Below are 23840 nucleotides of genomic sequence, written 5' to 3'. Positions count from 1 at the left end.
TTCTATTTTTTTAGGTTAGGTATTTTTTCGGTTAAATTTTTCCAATAGCGTTTTGGCATGTGCTGAACATGAAGTTTGGTGTTTTTTCTGGATTCTATATTTACACTTTTAAAATAATTTCGCCATAAATTCTGGAAAAATTCTTCGTCTTCATCTGAAATTTCGGCTAGAAATTTTGAAGACGAAGGATTAGAATCGAAAGTTAATTCGACAGTTGAAACATTTTCAAGATCATAATAGATGCCGTATTTGCGTTTGGTGTCATAAATGAGCCATTTCTGGTCTGCATAACGATTCTTGAAATGTTTTTGAATAAGCGGTAAAACATTGCAATCGGGCTCAACAATGGCGTAATATAAGTTGTCTTTTGTTAGTTTAAAACGAACAAAAGCTTTCATTCTGTGGCTTTCTTTCCCGGTTAAATGAGCAGCTTTCTGAATATTTAAAACAGCATTATTGCTTAAATCTCCTTCAATGTTTTTTGAACTTGAAAAAACATAGGTCGCAAAACGAAATAAACTTTCTTCGATTTGAGGCAATTCAGAAAAAAAAGCATGATACATATTGGTAATTCCGCTTGGTGAAAGGCGTTGTTTTAAACCTTTCAAAACGCGATTCGCTTTTGCATTATCGGTTTCAACAAAATGAGTTTTTGAAAAAAATAAGGCATTAGAATTTTCATCTTTAGCAAAAAAGACATCTTCGAATTTGTATTCATAAATCTCAAAAACAGCTGTAAGCCAGCCTTCAAAAGTTCCGTCGTAGATTATAAGTGTCATTATTGAAATAAAGAAAGCTGATTAGAAAAATTGTTTTGGTACTTGCTGTTCTGAATATTCAAAATCTGTTCTTTTATTTGAATCGAAGTCAAATCTTTCTGCAAATAAAAAGGAGAAGAAAATGCCACAAAGAATTTCGAACGATTGTAAGCAATTCCTAATTTTTTCAAATCTTCTGGCTGTAATCTTTTGAATTTTCTTGCGCTGACAATTTTTTTGGCGCTCGTAACTCCGATTCCTGGAATACGAAGAATTAATTCTAAATCTGCAGAATTTACATCGACAGGAAACTGATGTAAATTTCGCAAAGCCCATCCTAATTTCGGATCGATATCCAAATCTAAATTCGGCTGATCAAAACCGACAATTTCATTTACATTAAAGCCATAAAAACGAATTAGCCAATCGGCTTGATACAAACGGTTTTCGCGAATCATCGGAACCGGAGTTCCAATTGCAGGAAGTCTATTGTCGTAACTAATTGGAACATAGCCTGAATAATAAACGCGCCGCATATTCATTTGTTCGTAAAAATAATTAGCCATTCCGAGAATTTCTAAATCATTTTCTTGAGTTGCGCCAATTACCATTTGTGTGCTTTGCCCGGCTGGAGCAAAAAGCGGCGCTTTAAAATTTGATTTTTTTTCTTCTTTATGGCCAACAATTTCGTTTTTCAGATATTCCATTGGTTTAATTACATCAGCGTGATTTTTTTCTGGCGCTAATAATTTTAAGCTTTTTTCTGTTGGCATTTCAACATTTACGCTTAAACGATCGGCGTACATTCCGGCCTCTTTTATGAGTTCGTCGCTTGCGCCTGGAATTGCTTTTAGATGGATATACCCATTAAAATTTTCTTCTAGTCGTAATTTCTTTGCAATTCTAACCAAACGTTCCATTGTATAATCTGGATTATCAAAAATGCCAGAACTCAAAAAAAGACCTTCAATGTAATTTCTTCTATAAAAGCCAATGGTAAGATCTACAACTTCTTGAACCGTAAAACCAGCACGTTTTATATCGTTGCTTTTTCGGCTAACGCAATAAGCGCAATCAAAAATGCAATGATTGGTTAAAAGGATTTTTAGAAGTGACACACAGCGTCCGTCCTCTGTGTAGGCGTGACAAATTCCGTTTCCAGTGTCGCCCAATCCTTTGTTTTGATTTTTTCGCTTGTTCTGACCTGCAGAAGATGAACAAGAAACATCATATTTGGCTGCATCTGCTAAAATTGCCAGTTTTTCCATCACTCTTTCATGTACCATTTTGCCTGAATTTTAGTTGTTTTTGAAAAGGATTATCCTTCTTTCAAAACTACTCATTTGGCCTAAAAAGGAGTTGAAAACGATTGTTCTAAATTGTATCAAATTTTCTATAAGCAAAAAAAATGGACTTCCAAAATTTTAACTTTTCAAAATGTAAAAACAGGTATAAATACGGGGTATCGAATTTTTCAATATTTCTATATTGCACCTCTAAAGAAAAAATTGATTAATCCCCCTTAAGATCGATTTTGTCTTATTAGCATTTACGAACATTATTTAACTGAAAAGCTAAAACGATGAAATTTTTAAAAGGACAAAATGTAACCTACATTGCATTGAGCGGGAGATCTTACACTGCCACAGTGGTAGAGAGAAAAATGGATTTTAAAAAAGGATTAATAATAAAATCTACTACTAAAGAAAGGGATTTTCATTATTTAATCGAAATTCAAAAAAATGGAGCAAAAGAGCATCTTCTTTGTGCCGAAAATCAGCTTAGAATTTTAGAGTGTAAAAAAAGAATGACGAAAAAGGCCGCTTAAAAGCGTTGGCTTTTCTATTGCAAATTCGGGTGCTTTTTTATGAGGCATAGCTTTGCATTGGAATAATATGTTTTTCGGATTTCATTATTATTTTATAAAAAACAAAAAAAGCTTCTGAGAACAGAAGCTTTTTTAATAATAATTATTTATCGAATTATCTTTAAATAAGCACTATACGGATTATCTGCAAGAGAAGTTCGCATATAGTACATGTTTTCGTCTTTTTCATTTAAATCAAATTGAATTAATCCCGCATCGCAATAATAGTACAATAAATTGTCTTCTTTTGGAAATTCAAAATTTGAAATAGGAAGCGTTGTTAGTTTTGCTTCAAATGCAATTTCGCCATTGGTTAAATCCAATTCGAAAAGCTTTTTTTTGCGGGTATAACCCCAAATATTCTCATTTTCTTTAACAATGTATTCGATATTATCGTCTTTAAAATCGGTTTTCCAAAGCTGAGTTCCGGTTTTTGAATCGATAGCATACAAAGAAGAAACTTGAGATCCTTGTGCTCCAACATATATTTTATTGTCTTTGCAAATTATACGCTCTTTAATATTGTATTGATTTTCATCAAATTTAAACTGCCAAACCATTTCTAGATTATTCGGATTTAAGGCAAAAAGATTATTTTTTTCACTTGCAATAAATACATTTTGACCGTCTGTTGCAAAGTTTCCTGTCATTTGCTCATCAAATGTTTTTTGGCTGATTGCTTTTCCTGTGTTAGCCTCAAAAACATAAACATTTGATCCGCTTTGTGTGAAGATTTTATTGTCAAAAACAAGCGGTGTAGTATCATTAATTGCAGTGTCAAATTTGTAGTTCCATGCTAAACTGCCGTCTTTTAAATCAAGAGCATATAAGTTACTGCTCTGATTTTGATTTTGAGCAATAATGAACAATTTTCCATTGCTTACAACTGGAGTTTGATCTTTTAAAACAATTTGATCTGTAATAGAACCTAATCTTGATTTCCAGAAAACAGCGCCAGTTTGATTGTCTATGGCGAAAATTTCACCATTAATAAACGGAACATAAACTACGCCATCTTGCAATGTTATTTTATTGGCGCACATTTCAGAACTAGCATCAGTTGCTTTTACAGTCCAAACAATAGTTTCTGCATCTAAATCCCATGAGAAAAGAGAACCGTCATAATCATAAATCAGCATTGATGCATCATCTAGTGAAACTTTTTTAAGCGGTTTTAAGGCTTTATTAGTCACCATATCTGTCGCAGTCAAAGATTTGTTTGAATAATTAGTTTTACTCGCAGGCGTTTGGGCGAAGATGTTTATAACAGTAAATACAAATAAAAGGGCAGTAAGTTTTTGTTTCATCACTAGATTTGGTTTCAGTGTTGTTTTTATTATGATTTTTTCTCAAACATTTTAGGCGGAGTAAATATAAACAAAAAAAGCTCCAGATTTCTCTGAAGCTTTTCTCTTTAGAAGTAGTCCGTGGGGGAATCGAACCCCCCTTACCAGGATGAAAACCTGGCGTCCTAACCGATAGACGAACGGACCTGCTTTTCTAATGCGGGTGCAAAATTATAATTAATTTTGAATTGTACAAGAGACTTTTAAGAAAAATTTTCTTTGAATATTTTTAAAATATAATTTTTGAAGAAAATTAGAAACAAAGAAATTGAGTTGTATAAAATGTATTTGTTTGATTAATAATTAATTTGTTTTGCTTTTCTTAAAAATAGTATAAAAAAATTTTGTGTCTTTTATTGAGAAAAAAAAATAATAAAATTGATATTTTTTTTAGTTTTTAAAGAAAATTCTTGCTTAGTTTTTTACGTTACTTAAAAATCTGGAGTAAGAAAATAGGTTTTTAAAAGCTCCAAAGTTGTTTCGTAAACCGGTTTTCGTCTTACTTTTGCAAGTAGCCAAGATAAAAAACTCATTATAAAAATATCTTTTGGACCGTTTTCTGCCGAAATTATAAAAGCTTCAAGTGAATTTTGAAATTTTTGTGTCTGTATAATTTCAGGTTTCATTACATATTGCTCTATAAAAAGAAGATAATGTATAACGCGTTCTTCATCTACGGTTAAAAGATATTTTTTATATCGTCTTTTAAAACTCTTTATTCGAGACAAGGCTAGTTCTGCGTTTTCTTGCTGTGCGTGAAGAAGGATTTCGACAAGACATTTTTTTATAGTCCAATCCATTCCCATTTTCTTTTCGTACCAACTATCTGTATGACTTAATTTTGCCATTTCTTTTACAGCATTTCGTCCCGCATTTTGCTGTATGTAAAAAACAATAAGCATAAGACGAATGTCATTACTATCGTTTGGATCTGCTTTTTTGTTTGTAGAAAGCGCTTTTTCGGCAATTTCTATTGCCTTTTGAGAATTACCAATATAATTTTGATTAAATGCTAATAATAAAAAATACCTAAGACAGAAACGCTGATAATATTTGCCAGCCTGTTTTTGAAGCTCCATAAACATCAAATCTAGATAATTTAATGACTCTTTAAATTGTCCGTTTCGGAAATAGTAATTAGCGATAAAATACAAGATGAAAATATGATAATATAAATGTCTGTCTGTCTGATTGGTTTTTTTGCTGATAAATCGATAGCTTTTTATGACAAAAGGTTGTACAAGCGCATAATTGTTGTTTATAGAAGCGTATTCATTGGCGATAAATAATATTTGATACAGAGATTTAAAGGTTAATCCTTGTTTTAAAGATATTCCATGTGTTTCAATGGTATTTTTTATAATAGACTGAAAATCTACAATTCTGCCTTCGTGATAAATAGCGGCAAGTTCGCGGCGCAAAACGGCATAACCTAAATTAAGTTGTTGCTCATATTCGAGCCGTTTTTGTTTGTTTTAAACTTGTTTATTGTTTTCTCAATTGGTTCTGAAAGATTAAAATGAGCAAATTGTATCTGAGTAAGATAGATTTCATTGAGAAGGCTGAAATGCTCAATATCCAATGCGATTTCTTCGGCTTTTACCAAACATTTAAAAGCTGTTTTTATAAGCTTATGTTCAAAAAACAAACGACTTACAACAAGAAGACGAAGTACTGTGTTTTCTTGCGAACTATCATTTTCAAAACTTCTATTTGCCATGAAATCAATCATGTTGTCATAAAGTCTTTTTCTCAAAGCGTGATAAGCATCAGTGCTTTTTTTATCTTTTAAAAACTTTTTTTTGTTATTTATATCGTCAGTTTTTAATGATTCGAATAAATCTATGTTGCTAACATCTTTACGTTTATTTTTTTTTGATAAATATTGTATGAATCCCTTTTTATCAGTTTCATTCATTATATCTGTTATTTCTTGAAGCGCATTCATAAATATTGTTTTATAATGATAAAAGTAATAAAAATGTAGTTTTAAATCGTCAGTTTTTTATGTAAATTGATTTTTAAAATTTCTTATTCCTGCTGACATTTGCTTCATAATTATAAAACATAAAAATTATGGAACCGCTAAAATCAAATGAATTAAACAACAATTCAGAATCAAAAGATGCAAGATTAAATAATGGAAGTAGTCCTTTAAAACCAAGTGCGGCTTTTGTCGGCGCATCTTGGATGACATTACTTATAGGGATGACCTCATATTGTATCGGACTTTATAATTCTGCAATGGCTTACAATGAAAAAGGATATTATTTTACGATTCTCCTTTTCGGACTTTTCTCTGTAATATCTGTACAAAAAAGTGTTAGAGATAGGCTAGAAGGTATACCTGTAACCGATTTATATTACAGTATAAGCTGGTTTAGTACCATAGCTTCGATCGTATTGCTGATCATTGGTCTTTGGAACGCTGATTTATTACTTAGCGAAAAAGGATTTTTCGGAATGTCTTTCGTACTCGGACTTTTTTCTGCTCTTGCTGTACAAAAAAACACCAGAGATTTGAAGCAATTTGAATCGGCTAATATATAGTTTTAGCGGGCCTCATTACTGTCACAAATTGTGCAGTTTTGGGGTTTTCTAAATTTAATATAGTAAGTATGTTTTGTCTTTTAAATGATTTTTAAAATTTAAAAATAAGATTAAAACATTGTTTTATAGTTTCTTAGTTGCAATTTTGCGTAACTTAATATGCAGAAAGAATTTAAGTTGGTAAATTTGATCTAACGGATTAAAAACTAAATAAAAAAAGCAATGCAAAAATTACAATTCAAAAAAGAAATTAACGCATCGGCTCAAAAGGTTTATGAAACGATGCTTGGCTTAAAAGACAAGGCCACATACGAATATTGGGTTGCCACTTTTAATCCGACTTCTACTTATGAGGGAAGTTGGGACAAAGGAAGCAAAATCCTTTTTGTTGGAGTTGATGAAAATGGTAAAAAAGGCGGAATGATTTCACAAATTGCAGAACACAAACCAGCCAATTTTGTTTCCATTCGACATTACGGATTTTTGGTCGGAGATACTGAAGTGACAACAGGCGAAGAGGTAGAAAAATGGGCGGGAGGACATGAAAATTATACCTTTCAGGAAAATAACGGCATTACAACTGTGATTGTAGATATGGATACTATTGACGAATATTTGGATTATTTTCAAAACACCTATCCAAAAGCTTTGGAGAAATTAAAAGAGATTTCAGAAAAATAAGAAAACTGCGCAAATGTCTCCGATTTTGCGCAGTTTTTATATGAAGTTGAATTATTAGTTTTATAAAAAGAAATAACCAACAGATACTTGAAATGCTCCATTTCTATTGTCAGTATCTACCTTAGTTATTCCCAAGTTATATCTTACACCAAAATTAAGTCCGTTTTCTAGTTTAAAACCTACACCAAAATTAGCACCAAAATCAAAAGTAGTGTATGAGTTTGTTACCTTTATTTCTTCGTTTTTAGCAGAAAGTAAAAAACCTATTTGTGGTCCAGCTTCAAGACTTAATCCTTTTGTTACATAGTATTTTCCCATTAATGGAATATTCAGATAATTCATAGCAATAACATCGGTATTGAAGCTATATCCCTGACGCGAATACATTATTTCGGGTTGAAAAGAAAATTTTTCAGAAATTGGAATTTCCGATACAACGCCAACATGATACGATGTTACATAATCAATGTTATTGGTGTTACTTCCGTTGACAGTTGAAAAGTTAAAACCTGATTTAGCTCCAAATTTAATTTCTTGGGCATTAACATTTGCAAGTCCTAAAACTGTAAAAACAGCTAACAATAAAATTTTTTTCATAAAAAGTGTTTTGAATTATTTGAAGCCAAAATTGGGATAAGAAAAATTAGAAAAGGTTTCAAAAGCTTAAAACTGTACAAATCGGTACTTATTTACTTGCGTTTTTGTACTCATTTGGGGTTTGGCCGGTTATTTTTTTAAAGGCTTTGTAAAAAGTAGTTTTTGAAGTAAAGCCAGATTCTAATCCCATTGCAAGCAAATTATAATTTTCATATTCTGGGTTGGAGATCATTTCCTTGACAGCTTCAACTCGATAGTTATTTATATAATTGGCAAAATTATCTCCCGTAATCGTATTTACAATCTGAGAAACGTAACCAGCACTTATGCCTAATTCTTCAGCAATTTTTTCTCTGCTTAATGTACTGTCTGTATATATGTGCTGATCTTTACATAGAAATTCAAGTTTTTGAAAATAAATATTATCCGGAGTTATAGATTCATTGTTTTCTTCTTTTATAAGAATACTATCAATCTCGAAGTTGCTGTAAGAAACTGCTAAATCTTTATTTAAAAAATTATGAATGCCAAGTTTGTCTACAGCCAATTTATATTTAAAAATTCCAACATAAGTGGTCCAGTGAATTAAGAATGTTCCAAACAAGGCGAGAATCTTCATTGTGAACGAAACATCATATTTGAAAAATATCGCAACAAATAGAACTATAACCCATAAAAATAATAATGTAAAAACAATCGACCATAAGATTAATAGCCATCTTTTTTCATGTATGTCTTCAGAGTGTTTAATGAAGCTGAATGAATAAAATAATAAAGAAGGGATAAAAGTAAATGCAAGAAAAAGTTCGATTTGACTCAGCTTGTCAATTATTGCAATACCAGAATCAGGAATTGTATAAAAACCAGCAACTTCATCAAGATCGTAAATAATATTGAGTATAGCGGAATATAAAAATGGGAGAAATAAAAGTAACAGAATTTTCTTTTCTTTAATACGGTGGTCTACTTTATTTATGATAAAGAAAAAGATAAAAACAGGCAGAAGAAATGCCCATTCAATATCGTCAATAAAGTGTAGAAATGGAAAAGAATTATAGACTTCTCCAATTTCAAAAACCAGATTTAACAAAAGTATAGAAAGAGTAAATATAGCGCTTGCTAAATATTTATTTGAAGTGCTATTAAACAGAGGTGATTTTAAAATAATGAAGCCTAAAACGATTCCTTGAAAAATAGCGATATTTAGAAATGTGATATAAATCAATTTTTTAAGATAAAAGTTGGTTTAAAATTTGCTTTTTGGATATTATGGTATTTTATAAAACGTAGCGTATTTCATATGAAATGGCTTGGCGAATTTATAGTAATACGAATGAATTTTTTTACAGATTAAGAAATGATTAACTAAAATTGTAATGATTTTATTAAATGGCTCTTTTAAGAAAAACTTTATAATTTAAAACGGAATTATTATCTTGTTCTACTAAATTAATTATCCGAAATTATATTCATTTTAATAGAACCATCTGATTATGAAAAAATCATTACTGCTCTTTATTGCATTTTTAGCTTTAACAGCGTGTTCAAAGCATGAAAGAAAAAAAAATATTGCGATTACAGGAATAGATTCTACTTTACGCCCTGGTGATGACTTTTTTAGATATGTAAATGGCAAATGGTATGATTCGATATCAATACCTGCGTCTCAAACAGGAGTGGGGGCTTATATGTTTATGAATTTTCCGCAACGAATTCGCTTGCGAGGAATATTAGACAGTATTTCGCAAAGCAAGAATCCAGCAGGAAGTATTGCGCAAAAAGTAGGAGATTTTTATGCATCCGGTATGGATACTATAACCATAGAGAAACGCAGTTTTGAACCGATCAAACCTTTGCTTGCTAAAATTGAAGCAATTAACGATTTACCTTCTCTAATGAATTTTGTAGTTAATGAAGTAAAAGCAGACAATTCTTCTATTATAGCTTTTGGAGTATCAACCGATGATAAAAACAGTAGCATGAATATTGCCCAAATATATCAAACAGGTTTAGGGTTGCCAGACAGAGATTATTATTTCAAATCAGATTCGTCGACTGTTGCTATACAGAAAGCCTACAAGGGATACCTTACCGCATTATTTCAACAAACAGGCAGTAATGCTAGTGAGGCTAAAAAGAATGCTGATTTGGTTTACAGTATTGATAAACAACTCGCTGTTTCGCACAAAACAAAAGTGGAACTTAGAGATGTGCAGGCAAATTACAATAAAACGGCTGTAGCAGATCTTGTAAAAAGACATCCGAACATAAATTGGACAACTTTTTTAAATAATTTAGGGGCAAAGACAGATTCTATTAATGTGTCTCAGCCAGCTTATTATGATGCTCTTAATAAACTTTTAAAAACCATTCCATTAAATAATTGGAAAATCTATTTGAAAGCAAATTCTATAGAAAGATATGCAGATTATTTGAGCAAACCTTTTGTAGATGCTTCATTCGAATATACAAAAGTGCTTTCTGGACAAGCTGTTCAAAAATCACGTGGCGAAAAAATGGCTAATGTTATTGATAATTACTTAGGTGAAGCATTGGGAGAATTGTATGTGAAGAAGTATTTTTCAGAAGATGCTAAAAAACGTATGCTGGTTCTTGTGAATAATTTGCAAAAAGCTTACGCTAAAAGAATCGATAATTTGCAATGGATGAGTCCTGTTACGAAGCAAAAAGCTAAAGAAAAACTATTCGCCATTACAAAGAAAATTGGGTATCCAGATAAATGGAGAGACTACAGTAATGTAAGTGTCGCTAGAGGCACCTATTTTGAGAATGTGGTTTCGGCTGCTAAGGCTGGATATCAATTTCAATTAGCAAAATTGGGAAAACCGGTTGATAGATCACAATGGTATACAACACCACCAACCGTTACGGCTTATAACAATCCTACAGCAAATGAAATTGTTTTTCCTGCAGGTATTTTACAGTCTCCGTATTTTGATAATGATGCAGATGACGCGCTTAATTATGGTGGAATCGGAATGGTTATAGGTCACGAAATAACTCATACTTTTGATGATCAAGGCGCTCAATATGACAAAGATGGTAATTTGAAAAATTGGTGGACAAAAGAAGATTATGCACAGTTTAAATCTAGAATACAACAAGTTATCAATCTGTATAATACGTATACTGTTTTAGATAATTTACACATTAATGGAGCAATGACGGTTGGAGAAAATACAGCAGACATTGCCGGAATAGCCGTTGCTTATGATGCTTTTAAAATGACAGAACAAGGAAAAGGAAATGTGAAAATAGACGGTTTTACTCCAGATCAACGTTTCTTTATTTCTATAGCCCGAATATGGAGAGTAAAAATGAAAGACGAGTTCTTACGTTTGTGGATTAACAATAACCCACATTCACCACCAAATTGGCGTGTTAATGGTCCGCTAATGAATACGACGCCTTTTTACGATGCATTTAATGTAAAGGCAGGAGATAAAATGTTTTTACCAGAGAAAGACAGAATAACGATTTGGTAGTAATCTTATTGCATGAGCATCTTGTTCGTGAATGTTTAATAAAAAAGCTTCAGAGAAATCTAAAGCTTTTTTATTGTAAAACCCTTTAAGATTTTGATTAGTAAAGGAATTCTAGATTCAGTCATTTAACCATTCCCATCTTTTACTCCAGTCTAATAAAATTTCATCTCTCCATTTTGAAATTGTTTTTCCTCCTTGAATTTTACCAAAATAAAGATCCGAATCGTGTTTATCTGTAAACCAATTATTGCCTAATTGATAATCTTTTTGACTCTTTTTTCCAGGCCATAAGTTTGTTGCAACTAATGCGCCAGTTCGTCCGTTAATTTCTGGAATATCAGAAGACAATTTATAATTTAAGACTTCTGCTTTTTTAGGAATATATCTTATGGCATAAACATCATTTCCGATATAATATCCTGGCCATTTCTGAATTGTTTTTCCATAAGGAACTTCCATCCAAAAGCCTATAGATTCTTTTTTTGCTTTTGATTTTGGTACATTAAATCGTAGTTCCATTATAGAACAGAAAGCTATTGTGTCTTTAATAGTTGTTGTTCTGTCAAGTACCGTTCGGGGACTATAATTGAATTTTTCAAAACTACATCCCCAGCTTTCGCGTGTTGGATCGTTGGGATCGCCATCCATCATGTAGAGCAGGGAAGGTGTGTCTCCCATTTTGACTTCTCCTTTATAATAGTTGATGAAATCTTTTCCTAAAAAACTTTTGTCTTTAATGTGTTTGGAATAATAATCTGAAATAACCACATTATCAGGTTCATCACTAGGAGAAAATAACCCATAATAAGAAGAATTGTTTTCGATAAACCATAAATTAGGAAAATTGGCAACAATATAAGCATAACTATTCGCGCTCCATTTTTTATTTGGACCACCTATCCAATACACTTTAATATTATTCTGAATATTTGGCGCATCGTGTAGAGCTTGTGCTAAATCTTCTAAACCTCCCCAGCATAATATCCATAAAGGTTGCGAACTTTTTTTCTGAGCACTTTTTATTATCCAATCGGATCCTTCTGTGGCTTTCGAATAACCAATAAAAGAAACATTTCCGTGATAGCCTTGTTTTGTTATAGAACGCAGATAATCAGGAGATGCAAATCCAGAATGGTGTTTTTGAAGTTTCGGAAGATCTTTTTCATATAAATCAATCATTCGAATTATTTTCTGTTTGCTTCCATTTCCATAAGATGGAGACGAAATTAAACCTTCAATTTCAAATTTATCACTATACATTAGTAAATGCGTCATGGATTGATTGTCATCTGGATCTGTTCCGCCAATATCTGTACTAATAAGTATTCTGGGTTTTACAGGTACTGGCTTTTGTCCATAAACAGAAGTAATGAAAAGGCTTAATAGACAAATAGAATAATATTTTACTTTCATGATTTGATTAATTTATAAATTAATGTAATCGATTACAATTGCTAATATAGAGCTTTTATAACGAATTTTAAAATGTTTTAAGTTATACCTGTTTTTTTGATTTTAAAGAATAAAAAAGTGTTTGGCTAATAAGGATAAATAGAAATAAAAAAACTCCAGATTTCTCTAAAGCTTTTGCTTTGCGAAGCATTTAATTATCTAACCGATTTTTGAAGATTATTATTGGTTTGTATTAAATGTAAAAGAATTATCAATATATTTATTTGAAATAAAGTATTACGCTTGTAATTTTTATCAATGTGAAATAGAGTGTTTTTTATGTTTATTTCGCATATAATTAGTTACTTATTTTGTTAAAAATCTTACAATACGAGAGAAAATTAAAAAATATGAAACATTCGATTTTATTCATTTTTTTCTTTTACCAAATAAGCTGTATCGGACAGACTATACAGAAAATACTTGTCAACGATTATAAGTTAAATGATAATACTGTTTCAGAGATTAATGAGACTAAAACATATTTTGAGAAATCAGGAACAAGCATATATAATCGGACCTATTATTATAATCCGAAAGGATTTGTTACAAAAATGATAGGATTAGATACAGAAGGTGAATTGAGTGTAAGAATGAGTTACGAGTATGATAACCTTGATAATTTGATACAGATAAAAGATGAAAAATGGAATAATTCATTAGGATATTCATTAACTACGACCAATTTTCGTTTTGAGTTATTAAACTTGGTAGGAATTGAGTTAATTGGAAATGGAGGTAAAATAGAGGATAGGTTTATTGTTCAGACAGAAAATGGATATCCAGTTAAGATCACCTCGTATAATCGTGATAATATTTTGGTTGGATATGAAATTGCAGAATATAATTATAACAAGAATGAAGTTTTAATTAAAGTGTTTAACAGTCGGGAAATTCAGTTTGGTAAAACCATTGTCTTAAAACTTAATTTAAATAATGATGTTAATTTTAAAGTTGATGGAGTTGTAAAAAACGAATTTGGCGATATAACTCAAGAATTAAAACCAACGTGTCTATCATGTGACGAGTTAGCAACTTTTAAGTATGTGTACAAATATGACAACAATAAAAACTGGATCAGTAAGGTGACTTATGAACAAAAAGGTATAATTGCGGAAAAGATTTTGAAAGAAAAGAGAAACTTAAAATATAGAATTACAAAACCTGAAAAGCACTAACCCTTTAGTTTTCCAACTCCTTGAAGAGTGTCTTATGAAACGCTGTGCGAATGTCTCCGACTTCGCACCCGCAATCTGCTTAAGCTTAAGTAAAAATCTAATATAAACAAAAAAGCTCCAGATTTCTCTGAAGCTTTTTGTCTTAGTAGCGGGAAGCAATCAATTATCTAACCAAATTATCATGGATTATTATCGTATTTTAGAATGTGCATCCTAATTTTTCTGTGTTTTATGTTTGTATAGCCTTTAAATAAGTTCTAAAAAATATCAATCAAATTAAAAGTACTTTTGATTATTTTAATGTAAAAATTATAAATTTGAAAATAAATAATGCTTGAAATTTATCATACATATCTCATTTCAAGATAATGAAATTTTAGAGTTGCTTGAAAAAGAAAACAGCCATTAACAGCAGTTTGTAAGATTCGGTTTTTAAACTAAATCCGTATGTGAGAAGCTAATTAATTATTTCAATGCCTTGAACCTTAGTTTAAAAGGTTTTTTGCTGAATGAACAAATTCTAAGCAAGAATGAAGATTGGTTAAAAGCTTATAGTTTAAACAGCATTGCTCCTGTATCACAGCTTTTTTTGAGAGAAATTTATGAAGTTAAAATATTAAAATTTATTTAATCAAAATTAGGTATTTATACGTGTAATTATGTAAATACTAAAGACGACTTTTACAAGCAAAAATAATCTCTCCTTTTTTTGACATGCTTAAGATACATGGGGGATAAATGAAGTTTTCTGTTGAAATGTCTCTGTAAAATTTTAAATAAGATGTATTAATTCTGCTTTGAAGAACTGGATTGAAGTTTTATTTAAATTAAGTATTAAAAATAGTGTAAACTATAAATTTTGATTTTTCTGTGTTAATTTAGAGTAGTATAAAATATAAAAAAATGGAAATAATTAATTTAGCGACTACAGCATTAGCATTAGCTTCCCCATTTATAGAGAAAATTGGAGAAGGTTCAGCAAAAAAGATTGGAGAGGATATTTGGAATCTTCTAAAAAAACCTTTCGTCAAGAGGGGGAAAGATATTGAAACAATGGATAAGGAAGATATTCAATCTACTTTAATTGAAGTCTTAAACGAAGATGCAGAATTAAAGAGCGAGCTGGAGAAAATCATTGTCAATTCACAAACAAAAATTGATACTCTAAATCAAACAATAAATAATACTGGTAACATTGAAAAACAAGTAAACATTGGAAATGTTAACGGAAATGTCACATTGTAAATATGCCCCAAGAAATTAATAATGATGGTTTAATTGATCAGCAAAATAACTTTGCAAATGTCGAAAGTATATATTTAGCTCCAAAATCTAAGTGGCAGAGGAGGTTTGAAAAACTTCAAGAAGAAGTAAGAAATGATGAAAGATATGAATCTTTTATAGATGATTTCCTTAATTACAATACTATACAAGACGGAATTGGTCTAGAACAGAAGCTTATTGATGCTAATTTTACTAATATTGAAATAATAAGGGCATTAAAACTCAAAGAAAAATATTCAAAAAGAGTAGTAAAAGGTGAGATGTTTCAGGCACAGCAAGAAATAGATGTCGAAATTTTTTCTTTGGTAGATAATAATTTTTACGCTTATGTCTTTCCGCAAATTGAATCAAATGCTCAAAAAGCTGATATACTTGTTCTTTTGAGAGAGAAGGTAATTCAGCCTATTCTTGATGTATTAAACCGAGAAGGTGAGGCAGATAATTTTTTAAATTACAACGCAAACGATATTTATGGAATGGTGTATTTTCTAACAGGAAAATGTCATTTAAATTGGAAGAATTATGATATTATATAATAATGCATTCGATTTATATCACACTATTTTTAGGATGTTACATCTCTTAAGCAAAGTCAATCCTGATCAAAAAATAGAGACAGACAAAATAAGAATATGGGACTATTATCTTTTATTTCCAAATGAAATATTTAAGATAAAACCCTTAAGAAACGAAAAAGAGTTTAAAGCTATTTTGAAACAACTGCATGTAATAAAAAACAATCCTTATCAACAAATCTACGATGAGCGTAAAACACTTCAAAAAATCAAGCCGTACCAACATTCAGCTCTTATTTGTTTAGCATCATACAATATAATAGATAAAGATTCTTTATTAGAAAATTTTATAAAAATAAATTCTGTAGAACTTTTAAAAAAGTATTCTCAATCTGTTGGAGAGCTATCACCTAGAGAAAAAAATATAATAACAATTGTAACTTCAAGTTTTTATGATATCTCTTTATTTGGAGAGAAAGGATTGAAAAGCAGGAGTAATTTAATGGAAAGTAGGTACGATGAGAAATAATTTATATTTAAGACGTCTTGTCGTTTTTACAAATGAAGGAAAGGTTGCTTATGACGAAAAATTCCATAATGGAATTAATATTATATGTGGTGATAATAGTAGTGGAAAATCAACGATAACACATTTTATCTTTTTTGCTTTAGGAGGTGAATTTAATGATTTCGTTCCTGAAGCTAGAGAGTGCCAAGTAGTTTTTGCTGAAATACAAGCAAATGATACAATTGTCACTTTAAAAAGATACATTGAAATTAATGAAAAAACAAAGAATATAAATTCAAGAATTGCAATGAATTTTTTTTGGGGCGATTACGAGGAAAGTCAATCACCCCCTCCAAATAAATATTGGCAAAAATTTCAATATAATACAACAGTTGAAAAGCGAAGCTTTTCGAATGTGATTTTTGAATTATTAGGGCTTCCAGAAGTTAAAGAAGAAAATAATATAACAATTCATCAAGTATTAAGATTATTGTATATTGATCAAGAATCGCCAACTAGCTCTTTATTTGTATATGAAGAATTTGATAAGCAATCTGTAAGAGAAGCTGTATCTGATTTATTGCTAGGGGTCTACAATCAAGACCTATATACTTTAAAACTCAACCTTTATAATGCCGAAAAACAACTTGATGAAGTTAAGAATGAAATTCGTTTAACGAAAAGATTTTTTCAAAATGCTTTTGCTTTAGATAAGGAACATTTAAAAACACAAATTGAGAATAAAGAGGCAGATATTTTAAATTTGAACGAAGAAATATCACGAATTAGAAGTAATGTTGAAGAAGTGCAGTATGACTCAACAAAACAATTAGAATTTCAAATTTTACAAGACGAAACAGCAGGTAAACGAACAACCGTTATTGAATTACAGAACAAAATTGAACTTTTCAAAAATGAAATAATTGACTCAGATTTCTTTATAGATGCATTAAATGACAAATATAGAGCATTGAACAACTCCGTTTATACAAGAGAATTTTTAGGCAATATTCCTTTAGATTATTGTCCTGAATGCCTAAATAAACTTGTTCATTCAGGCGTAGAAAACAGTTGTAAGCTTTGTAAACAAATTTCCGACGATAGCTTTGGTATAACTCAAGCCAAGAGAATGCAATTAGAAATCAAATTTCAAATTGATGAATCTACCAAATTATTATCATTTAAAAACAAACAATTAAAAATTTTAGAATCGAATCTTGAAAAAGAGATTTCTGAATTAAATAATCTACAAAAAAGAGTAAATAATTCAATTACAGATGTAAGGCCTTTTGAACTAGAAAAACTTGATACTCTGAATTTTCAAAAAGGATTAGCAGAGGGTGAAATCCTGCAATTTAGAACAATGTTGGAGCAAGCAGATATATATGATAAACTTTTAGAAGAGAAAACTACATTAGATAAAAATATCGGAACTTTTAAGTATAAAATTTTCACAATTCAAGAAGCCCAAAGAAAAATTAAAAAAGATACTATTTTAAACATCCAAACAGAAGGAGTATATCTTCTTAATAATGATTTCGACAGGCAGAGGGAATTTACAACTGCAGAACCAAAGGATCTAATCATTGATTTCTCGAACAATTTGGTTTATCTAAAAACCGACAATACCGAAAAGTTTAAACAATATCAAAAATTTTCAGCGAGTTCTAATTTCTATTTAAAAATATCGGCAAGATTTGCTTTATTTCTTGCTTCTCTAACTGTAGATAGTATGCGTTATCCTAGATTTATTTTCGCAGATAATATGGAAGATAAAGGTATTGAAAAAGAAAGAGCCCAGAACTTCCAGAATATTCTAATTAAAAGAGTCCTTGCTTTAGATCCCAATCAGGAAAGTCAATTGATTTATACTACTTCATATATTACGGATGAACTTTTAGAGTCTACTTATATAGTAGGAGAATATTATACGAAGGATAATCCTAGTTTAAAGAACATAGAATAGTAACGAGAGAAACTCTTCTGACTACTATTTACTTTATATTGGATATTTAAAAAATAAAAGCGATAAATTATGGGTGTAAAAATACCTCGTGCTGAATTTATATCGTGGGAGTGAGATGCATTCAATTATCTAACCACTTTATTAATGATTATTATATGATTATTGCACTCGCATCTTAAAATATTTATTGAAAAAGCTTTTACATTTTTTGGAATCTTTTACAGATAAAAATAGTGATGAAGGCGCTTATAAAGCGCCTTCATCAGCGAAGGAATAGTATGATTCAGAAGTTATAATTAATGAATCCAGTAGTGTAATATCAAGGAGTTTTCCGGCTTCTTTTACTTTTTTAGTTATATTTTTATCAGCTTCAGATGCTATAAGATTTCCTGAAGGATGATTGTGAATTATCATCAGTGAAGTAGCATTTGCTTTAAGAGCTGCTGAAAATATTAATCTGATATCTACAACAGTTCCTGCAATTCCTCCAGAAGAAATTTCGTAAATTCCAAGTGCCTTGTGAGCTTGATTCATAAATAATACTTTGAACTGCTCAAAGAATTCTATTTTATTATAATCCCACGCTGAAAGAGCGAGTTTATATGCATCTTTCGAAGATTTGATTTGCGGTCTTTCAGAGTTTTTTACCTTTGTTTTATAGATAAGTTCAATTTCAGATACAATCTGCCAGTTTTGATTTAAAGTTTCCATAATTTCTATATTTTAAATTAATTATGGAACATTCACCGGGAATCGTGTAGCAAGCGCAAAAAGCAACGCAATAAAGCAGGATTTTTTTCCTGCATTTATGGGGGAATTTTTTGCTAGCGCCCGCACGCGATTCCCGAACTTTGTGATAAAATTAAATTAGTTATTAGGAGAATATCAGGTTGTTTAATTAAAGCTTTTGAAAAACTCTTGGTCAATTTCAAAAACTGTAACTGGCTTTAAACCAAGTTGGTATTTTTCAAAAAGTTCAACGAGTCTATCACCGTCTATCAGTTCAATCGGTGTAACTCCATCACGATTTGCTTCACCCTTTGCTTCTTTCGTAAAACGACCTGTAGTTATTATAAGCCCTTTTTCACCTCGTCCCTGCATTGCGCCCCGAAAATCGCGAACATGATGCGGAGAAACAGTTTCTTTATAACGCTTGCATTGAAAAACGATGTTTAATCCAACAACATCATTAAGTTTTACAATTCCTTTTCCATCAATTCCTTGATCACCAGAACCACCCGTTATAACTATTTCGTTAATTCCGATTTCAGTTAATAAGCGTTTACAAAGTTTTTCAAATCCGCTTGGAGTGAGATTTTGTATGATGTTTATTAATCCGATCGAATGTTCTTCATCTTCGGTTGCTATATTTTCAAATTTTGGTTCAGCCTTTTGTGGTTTTGATGAAGAAGTCTTTTTGACGCTATCTTGAACTTTTTTAAATAATTCATAAACATCATCATTGTCTCTTAATTTTTTATCTAAACCTTCTTTTGTTAATCTCCATATTCCTCTTTGAGCGTTATCAATTAATCCAGCTTTAAACAAATAAAATCTAGCCCATTGAATTTGATTTCTAATTCGCGATTGCCCATTTGAAGTTGTTTCTTCCAATTCGGTTTCTGTAATTTCCAATTTATCTATTACTTGTTCTATTACATCCGATGAATTTCCAGCGCCTCCGTTGGATTGAAGCGTTGTCAGAACTGGATCGATATATTTTAAAAATTCTGGTCCTTTCATATTCTTTAATGTGTCCTTAAAATATTTTAATAGTGTGGATTGTAAGTACTCGCAAATTATTTCTCGTTTTTTGTTCAATTTATCATCGTTGTCTTAGCTAATTGCTTAAATTTTTTACGCTATATCGGGTTTTATCTATACTAAATCGAAGGTAACACTTAACGGTTTATGATCACTATATTTAGTCCACCTTTCATAACTTCCAACCGTAACATTTTTTAATCTCTTGATTAGGTTTAAAGAAGCAAAACAATAATCAATATGATATGGTTTGTCAATATTTCTGTGCATAAAAAGGGTATGATCTTTTTCACGCCCCTGAAATTGATTATGAAAATGATGATAAGTGCTGAAAATATTTTTTCTTTTTAAATAATCAACAAGGTTTGAATGATTGTAAACTCTATTTGGTTTATCCCAAACGGAATTACTATTAAAATCCCCAATAAGAATTACATTATTATTGTCTAATAAATTACTATAAAAGTGAACAGCATTCCAAACCTGCTCGGTATAACAATCATGTTTCTCGGGTTTTTGCGACCATATAGCAAAAACTGTCAAATTAATTTTTTCATAGTAAATAGATAATGGCAAAACATATTTGAAGTCTGGATTATGAATATCGAGTAGTTTAATTTTAAAGTTACCATATGAGAAAATTCCAATTCCTTTATTTGGATTTTTTCCGTACCAAAAGATGTCATTTGGTTTTCTCGTCATATTTCCAAATATAAGCCGTTCTTGATTTTCGCATTCAGGTACAATCAGAATGTCTGGCTGTTCCTTTAAAATAAATTCCGCTTTTTTACGGAAAGCCATATTACAATTCCAAGTTATTATCTTCATTATAACTGCTATCTTAAGTGATTTGATTTTTTATTTAGCAAATGCTATTATCCTAATCGAACTTTTAGTTTATATTCCAGATATACCATTAACAAAAGTATCTACGAAATCTAAAATTTTATTCAATATTCGGTCACCCACTTCCTTAGATTTTAAAACGCTAGGTCTTCCATCTATGCGAAGGTCTAAAATTTCTTTCCTTAAAGGCTCTCGCTCGGTAAAAAGATAATTTTCTATCAATTTTTCAGTTTTTTCATCAGAAAGATTTTCCGTTTTTACTAAATCTTTTAGCGCTTTATCTTGTTCTTCATTCCAGAATTTTTCAAATTCTTCTGGTATAATATCGGTATCCGAAATGTGCGGTAAGCTTTCTTGAATAAATTTCTCAATCAGTTCTCTCTTACTTCTTAATGAAACTTCTGTGTTCAATAAGTTCGAGATTTCTTTTTCAATAATTTCTTTATCTTTTGAACTGTGCTTTAATTTATATTTAATTAATAGTTGAATAATATAGGTAACATTTATTGTATCGCGTCTAATCAGCTCAAGTTCAAAATCGATGTCATTTAGAATAGATGTTTTTTCTATTGGAGAGCTGTTGCTTAGCTTATCTTTTAAATCCAAATACTTACTGGTGTAATCTGCAAATAGCTGCTCCTCTATTTCCAAATCATTCCAAGTAAATTCGGAATAATGGCTCATTTTTTTGTGTAAGCGTATAAGTGCTCTGAATGTTAAAATGAACTGTAATTTATCTTCTTCTGAATACAAATGATCGACAGCATCAATTTTAGGAGCAATTTCAAGCAATTTTTTAGTTACCTCGTTGAATTTTTCAGTATAAACTTCATAAGGTTCTACAATGATTTCATCAATTGCTTCCTTGTTACTAAATAATGCAATTGCTTCATCTGTTTTATCTTTTAAATTTCTAAAACATACAATGTTACCCTGTGTCTTATTTTTGTCTAGTGTACGATTTGTACGGCTAAAAGCTTGAATAAGTCCGTGGTATTGGAGATTTTTATCGACATATAATGTATTCAGATTTTTACTATCATAACCTGTTAAAAACATATTTGCTACTAATAAAATATCCGTCTCATGTTTAGGATGTTTTGATTTTCTAGCAACTGCATTATAATAATTGTAAAAGCCTTCGGTATCCTTAATATTCTCTGCCGTTCCGAATAATTCATTAAAATCATGTACATAGACTTCCAATAATTCTCTACGATGTGGTTTTAATCCATATTCCGCTTGTGGTTCTGTAGCTATATTCAATCGACTAGCCAATTGGTCCTCTATCTCTTCTTCGTTTTGAGTATAACTAAAAATTGTAGCTATTTTTAAATTGTGCTCACCATTCAGCCTCTTACGTTTAAAAATTTCATAGTACTCAATAATGGCATCAATATCTTGGACGCACATCATCGCACAGAATTTTTTGGATTGTGTTTTCTGATCGTGGTGCTGAATTATATAATCAACAATTGCTTCTTTCCGTTCAGGAGCTTCAAAAACTTCTGTTTCATTAATTTTTTCAACCTTCAAGTCAATTATATTATCTTTTTTCTTAAAAGTTTGAATATATTCAATTGAGAATCGCAAAACATTTTCATCTCTGATAGCATCAGTAATTACATATTTGTGAAGGCATTTCCCAAATAAACTGGCTGTGGTTTTTTCTCCATTAGCATTTTCTGCCAAGATGGGTGTACCCGTAAAGCCAAATAATTGAATATTTTCAAAATAGCTAACAATGTTTTGGTGTGTATCGCCAAATTGTGAACGATGACATTCGTCAAAAATAAAAACCATTCTTTCATTTTTAAGAGCTTTCATTTTAGTTAAATTTCTAACCGAAATGGCATTATTAAGCTTTTGAATGGTTGTAACAATAATTTTTACATTTGGATCATTGAATTTCTTTATAAGATCATCTGTGTTAGTTGCTGAGCTTACTGAGCCTTTACTAAAACTATCATATTCCTTATTAGTTTGATAATCCAAATCCTTTCTATCTACTACAAAAACTACTTTTTTAATAGCAGTTATTTTTGATAATATTTGGCTGGCTTTGAAACTTGTTAAGGTTTTTCCACTTCCTGTAGTATGCCAGATATATCCATTTTTCTCAACATTGTAGCCATTTAATATTTCGTTTTCCGTTACTCTCTTTATAATACTTTCCACGGCATAGTACTGATATGGGCGAAGAACCATTAGTTTTTTATCAGTTTCGTTAAGTACAATGTATTTACATATCATTTTACTTATATGACAAGGCTCTAAGAAGGCATCAGTAAAACCATTAAGAATGTTATTGAGAGGATTATTGTTCTCGTCTGTCCAATGGAAAGTTTGCAGATATTCCTGTTTATGTGTACCAAAATTGCTGAAATACTTTGTATTTACGCCATTACTGATTATGAACAGTTGTACAAAATGAAATAAGCCCTTCCCTGCTCCAAGACTATGCTTCTGATAACGGCTTATTTGGTTGAAAGCCTCTTTCATCTCCAGACCCCTACGTTTCAGTTCTATTTGCACCAATGGAAGCCCATTAATTAGTAAAGTAACATCATAACGATTTTCGTATTTACCTTCCTGAGTAATTTGATTCGTAACTTGGTATTCATTTTGACACCAATGCTCTACGTTAAGAAATTCAAAATAAAGATTTTCTCCGTTATCTCTTAAAATATGATGTTTCGTTTCACGTAATATTTTGGCTTTCTCAAAGACTGAACCCTTGGTAATGATATTCATTACTTTTTCAAATTCAGCCTGACTAAAGTGAATATTATTGTGCTTTTCTAGTTGCGTTTTTAAGTTTTCCAGCAACTCTCTTTCATTTGCAATAGTCTTATATTTATATCCTAATTTTTGTAATTGGATTACAAGTTGTTCCTCTAAGATTTGTTCAGACTGTTTGCTCAAAATAATTATGAATTAGGAGTTATTTAAATTAGCTTTAATGTCGCAAATTTAACAAAATAAAGAGGTTTCTGTCATTTCTCCTAATTCATAATGTAAA

General features: G+C 30.6%; 21 protein-coding genes and 1 tRNA gene. 9 read left to right on the top strand and 13 right to left on the bottom strand.

Annotated features, from left to right (window positions below; all coding sequences use genetic code 11):
- Positions 1-2: 2 nt before the first annotated feature.
- Positions 3-779: a TIGR03915 family putative DNA repair protein gene (locus P0R33_RS08490; protein WP_276175030.1), complete on the bottom strand. Its 777-nt coding sequence runs from the start codon at positions 777-779 to the stop codon at positions 3-5.
- Positions 779-2044 carry a putative DNA modification/repair radical SAM protein gene (locus P0R33_RS08485; RefSeq protein ID WP_276175029.1) on the bottom strand — a complete coding sequence of 422 codons (1266 nt, stop codon included), beginning with the start codon at positions 2042-2044 and terminating at the stop codon, positions 779-781. The genes P0R33_RS08490 and P0R33_RS08485 overlap by 1 nt, the downstream gene beginning before the upstream one ends.
- Before the next feature lie 296 nt (positions 2045-2340).
- On the opposite strand from P0R33_RS08485, the gene P0R33_RS08480 reads away from it, so the two are divergent.
- Positions 2341-2586 (top strand): hypothetical protein, encoded by a 246-nt coding sequence (locus P0R33_RS08480; protein WP_276175028.1) that lies wholly within the window; start codon positions 2341-2343, stop codon positions 2584-2586.
- A 146-nt stretch (positions 2587-2732) separates the two neighbouring features.
- On the opposite strand, the gene P0R33_RS08475 is transcribed toward P0R33_RS08480, so the two are convergent.
- From P0R33_RS08475 to P0R33_RS08460, 4 genes are all read right to left on the bottom strand, one after another.
- On the bottom strand, positions 2733-3932 hold the full coding sequence (locus tag P0R33_RS08475; RefSeq protein WP_276175027.1) for a PQQ-binding-like beta-propeller repeat protein: 1200 nt from the start codon (positions 3930-3932) through the stop codon (positions 2733-2735).
- A gap of 114 nt (positions 3933-4046) precedes the next feature.
- Positions 4047-4118, bottom strand: a tRNA-Glu gene (locus P0R33_RS08470).
- Between the two features lie 284 nt (positions 4119-4402).
- The gene (locus P0R33_RS08465; RefSeq protein WP_276175026.1) at positions 4403-5392 is read right to left on the bottom strand and encodes a hypothetical protein; all 990 of its coding nucleotides are present in this window, start codon (positions 5390-5392) and stop codon (positions 4403-4405) included.
- 11 nt (positions 5393-5403) lie between these two features.
- On the bottom strand, positions 5404-5919 hold the full coding sequence (locus P0R33_RS08460) for a hypothetical protein (RefSeq protein WP_276175025.1): 516 nt from the start codon (positions 5917-5919) through the stop codon (positions 5404-5406).
- A 128-nt stretch (positions 5920-6047) separates the two neighbouring features.
- On the opposite strand from P0R33_RS08460, the gene yiaA reads away from it, so the two are divergent.
- Positions 6048-6521: an inner membrane protein YiaA gene (gene yiaA / locus P0R33_RS08455; protein ID WP_276175024.1), complete on the top strand. Its 474-nt coding sequence runs from the start codon at positions 6048-6050 to the stop codon at positions 6519-6521.
- A 222-nt stretch (positions 6522-6743) separates the two neighbouring features.
- Complete coding sequence (locus P0R33_RS08450; protein WP_276175023.1) at positions 6744-7202, top strand: SRPBCC domain-containing protein; 459 nt, start codon at positions 6744-6746, stop codon at positions 7200-7202.
- A gap of 60 nt (positions 7203-7262) precedes the next feature.
- Here the strand turns inward: P0R33_RS08450 and P0R33_RS08445 are convergent, their stop codons facing one another.
- Both P0R33_RS08445 and P0R33_RS08440 read right to left on the bottom strand, forming a co-directional pair.
- Positions 7263-7799, bottom strand: coding sequence for a porin family protein (locus tag P0R33_RS08445; RefSeq protein WP_276175022.1), 537 nt, complete (start codon positions 7797-7799; stop codon positions 7263-7265).
- An 88-nt stretch (positions 7800-7887) separates the two neighbouring features.
- The gene (locus tag P0R33_RS08440; protein ID WP_276175021.1) at positions 7888-9024 is read right to left on the bottom strand and encodes a helix-turn-helix transcriptional regulator; all 1137 of its coding nucleotides are present in this window, start codon (positions 9022-9024) and stop codon (positions 7888-7890) included.
- A gap of 268 nt (positions 9025-9292) precedes the next feature.
- On the opposite strand from P0R33_RS08440, the gene P0R33_RS08435 reads away from it, so the two are divergent.
- The gene (locus P0R33_RS08435; protein WP_276175020.1) at positions 9293-11305 is read left to right on the top strand and encodes a M13 family metallopeptidase; all 2013 of its coding nucleotides are present in this window, start codon (positions 9293-9295) and stop codon (positions 11303-11305) included.
- Positions 11306-11422: 117 nt separating this feature from the next.
- On the opposite strand, the gene P0R33_RS08430 is transcribed toward P0R33_RS08435, so the two are convergent.
- A complete protein-coding gene (locus tag P0R33_RS08430; RefSeq protein ID WP_276175019.1) occupies positions 11423-12718 on the bottom strand; it encodes a nucleoside hydrolase-like domain-containing protein in 1296 nt (431 codons plus the stop codon).
- Positions 12719-13107: 389 nt separating this feature from the next.
- Here P0R33_RS08430 and P0R33_RS08425 point away from each other — a divergent pair, with 389 nt between their 5' ends.
- The 5 genes from P0R33_RS08425 (at position 13108) to P0R33_RS08405 (ending at position 18208) form a co-directional block, all read left to right on the top strand.
- Positions 13108-13935, top strand: coding sequence for a hypothetical protein (locus P0R33_RS08425; RefSeq protein ID WP_276175018.1), 828 nt, complete (start codon positions 13108-13110; stop codon positions 13933-13935).
- Between the two features lie 903 nt (positions 13936-14838).
- Positions 14839-15180, top strand: a complete 342-nt coding sequence (locus P0R33_RS08420) for a hypothetical protein (RefSeq protein WP_276175017.1) — start codon at positions 14839-14841, stop codon at positions 15178-15180.
- A 2-nt stretch (positions 15181-15182) separates the two neighbouring features.
- Positions 15183-15755, top strand: a complete 573-nt coding sequence (locus tag P0R33_RS08415; protein ID WP_276175016.1) for an ABC-three component system protein — start codon at positions 15183-15185, stop codon at positions 15753-15755.
- The gene (locus P0R33_RS08410) at positions 15742-16263 is read left to right on the top strand and encodes an ABC-three component system middle component 5 (protein WP_276175015.1); all 522 of its coding nucleotides are present in this window, start codon (positions 15742-15744) and stop codon (positions 16261-16263) included. Before P0R33_RS08415 ends, P0R33_RS08410 begins: the two co-directional genes overlap by 14 nt.
- A complete protein-coding gene (locus tag P0R33_RS08405; RefSeq protein WP_276175014.1) occupies positions 16253-18208 on the top strand; it encodes an AAA family ATPase in 1956 nt (651 codons plus the stop codon). The genes P0R33_RS08410 and P0R33_RS08405 overlap by 11 nt, the downstream gene beginning before the upstream one ends.
- Before the next feature lie 246 nt (positions 18209-18454).
- On the opposite strand, the gene P0R33_RS08400 is transcribed toward P0R33_RS08405, so the two are convergent.
- The 4 genes from P0R33_RS08400 to P0R33_RS08385 all read right to left on the bottom strand — a co-directional run bounded on the left by P0R33_RS08400 (position 18455) and on the right by P0R33_RS08385 (position 23743).
- Positions 18455-18919, bottom strand: coding sequence for a JAB domain-containing protein (locus tag P0R33_RS08400; protein ID WP_276175013.1), 465 nt, complete (start codon positions 18917-18919; stop codon positions 18455-18457).
- A 183-nt stretch (positions 18920-19102) separates the two neighbouring features.
- Positions 19103-19951: a restriction endonuclease gene (locus P0R33_RS08395; RefSeq protein WP_276175012.1), complete on the bottom strand. Its 849-nt coding sequence runs from the start codon at positions 19949-19951 to the stop codon at positions 19103-19105.
- A gap of 135 nt (positions 19952-20086) precedes the next feature.
- Positions 20087-20800, bottom strand: coding sequence for an endonuclease/exonuclease/phosphatase family protein (locus P0R33_RS08390; protein WP_276175011.1), 714 nt, complete (start codon positions 20798-20800; stop codon positions 20087-20089).
- Positions 20801-20869: 69 nt separating this feature from the next.
- Positions 20870-23743 carry a type I restriction endonuclease subunit R gene (locus P0R33_RS08385; RefSeq protein WP_276175010.1) on the bottom strand — a complete coding sequence of 958 codons (2874 nt, stop codon included), beginning with the start codon at positions 23741-23743 and terminating at the stop codon, positions 20870-20872.
- Positions 23744-23840: the final 97 nt, after the last annotated feature.

This window comes from Flavobacterium sp. YJ01, from assembly GCF_029320955.1.
Classification (GTDB): Bacteria; Bacteroidota; Bacteroidia; order Flavobacteriales; family Flavobacteriaceae; genus Flavobacterium.
This window is presented reverse-complemented; position numbering and strand designations above follow the sequence as displayed.

Coding starts and splice junctions, on each gene's coding strand:
- P0R33_RS08490 (WP_276175030.1), bottom strand. CDS start 779: ATGACACTTATAATCTACGACGGAACTTTTGAAGGCTGGCTTACAGCT.
- P0R33_RS08485 (WP_276175029.1), bottom strand. CDS start 2,044: ATGGTACATGAAAGAGTGATGGAAAAACTGGCAATTTTAGCAGATGCA.
- P0R33_RS08480 (WP_276175028.1), top strand. CDS start 2,341: ATGAAATTTTTAAAAGGACAAAATGTAACCTACATTGCATTGAGCGGG.
- P0R33_RS08475 (WP_276175027.1), bottom strand. CDS start 3,932: ATGAAACAAAAACTTACTGCCCTTTTATTTGTATTTACTGTTATAAAC.
- P0R33_RS08460 (WP_276175025.1), bottom strand. CDS start 5,919: ATGAATGCGCTTCAAGAAATAACAGATATAATGAATGAAACTGATAAA.
- yiaA (WP_276175024.1), top strand. CDS start 6,048: ATGGAACCGCTAAAATCAAATGAATTAAACAACAATTCAGAATCAAAA.
- P0R33_RS08450 (WP_276175023.1), top strand. CDS start 6,744: ATGCAAAAATTACAATTCAAAAAAGAAATTAACGCATCGGCTCAAAAG.
- P0R33_RS08445 (WP_276175022.1), bottom strand. CDS start 7,799: ATGAAAAAAATTTTATTGTTAGCTGTTTTTACAGTTTTAGGACTTGCA.
- P0R33_RS08435 (WP_276175020.1), top strand. CDS start 9,293: ATGAAAAAATCATTACTGCTCTTTATTGCATTTTTAGCTTTAACAGCG.
- P0R33_RS08430 (WP_276175019.1), bottom strand. CDS start 12,718: ATGAAAGTAAAATATTATTCTATTTGTCTATTAAGCCTTTTCATTACT.
- P0R33_RS08425 (WP_276175018.1), top strand. CDS start 13,108: ATGAAACATTCGATTTTATTCATTTTTTTCTTTTACCAAATAAGCTGT.
- P0R33_RS08420 (WP_276175017.1), top strand. CDS start 14,839: ATGGAAATAATTAATTTAGCGACTACAGCATTAGCATTAGCTTCCCCA.
- P0R33_RS08415 (WP_276175016.1), top strand. CDS start 15,183: ATGCCCCAAGAAATTAATAATGATGGTTTAATTGATCAGCAAAATAAC.
- P0R33_RS08410 (WP_276175015.1), top strand. CDS start 15,742: ATGATATTATATAATAATGCATTCGATTTATATCACACTATTTTTAGG.
- P0R33_RS08405 (WP_276175014.1), top strand. CDS start 16,253: ATGAGAAATAATTTATATTTAAGACGTCTTGTCGTTTTTACAAATGAA.
- P0R33_RS08400 (WP_276175013.1), bottom strand. CDS start 18,919: ATGGAAACTTTAAATCAAAACTGGCAGATTGTATCTGAAATTGAACTT.
- P0R33_RS08395 (WP_276175012.1), bottom strand. CDS start 19,951: ATGAAAGGACCAGAATTTTTAAAATATATCGATCCAGTTCTGACAACG.
- P0R33_RS08390 (WP_276175011.1), bottom strand. CDS start 20,800: ATGAAGATAATAACTTGGAATTGTAATATGGCTTTCCGTAAAAAAGCG.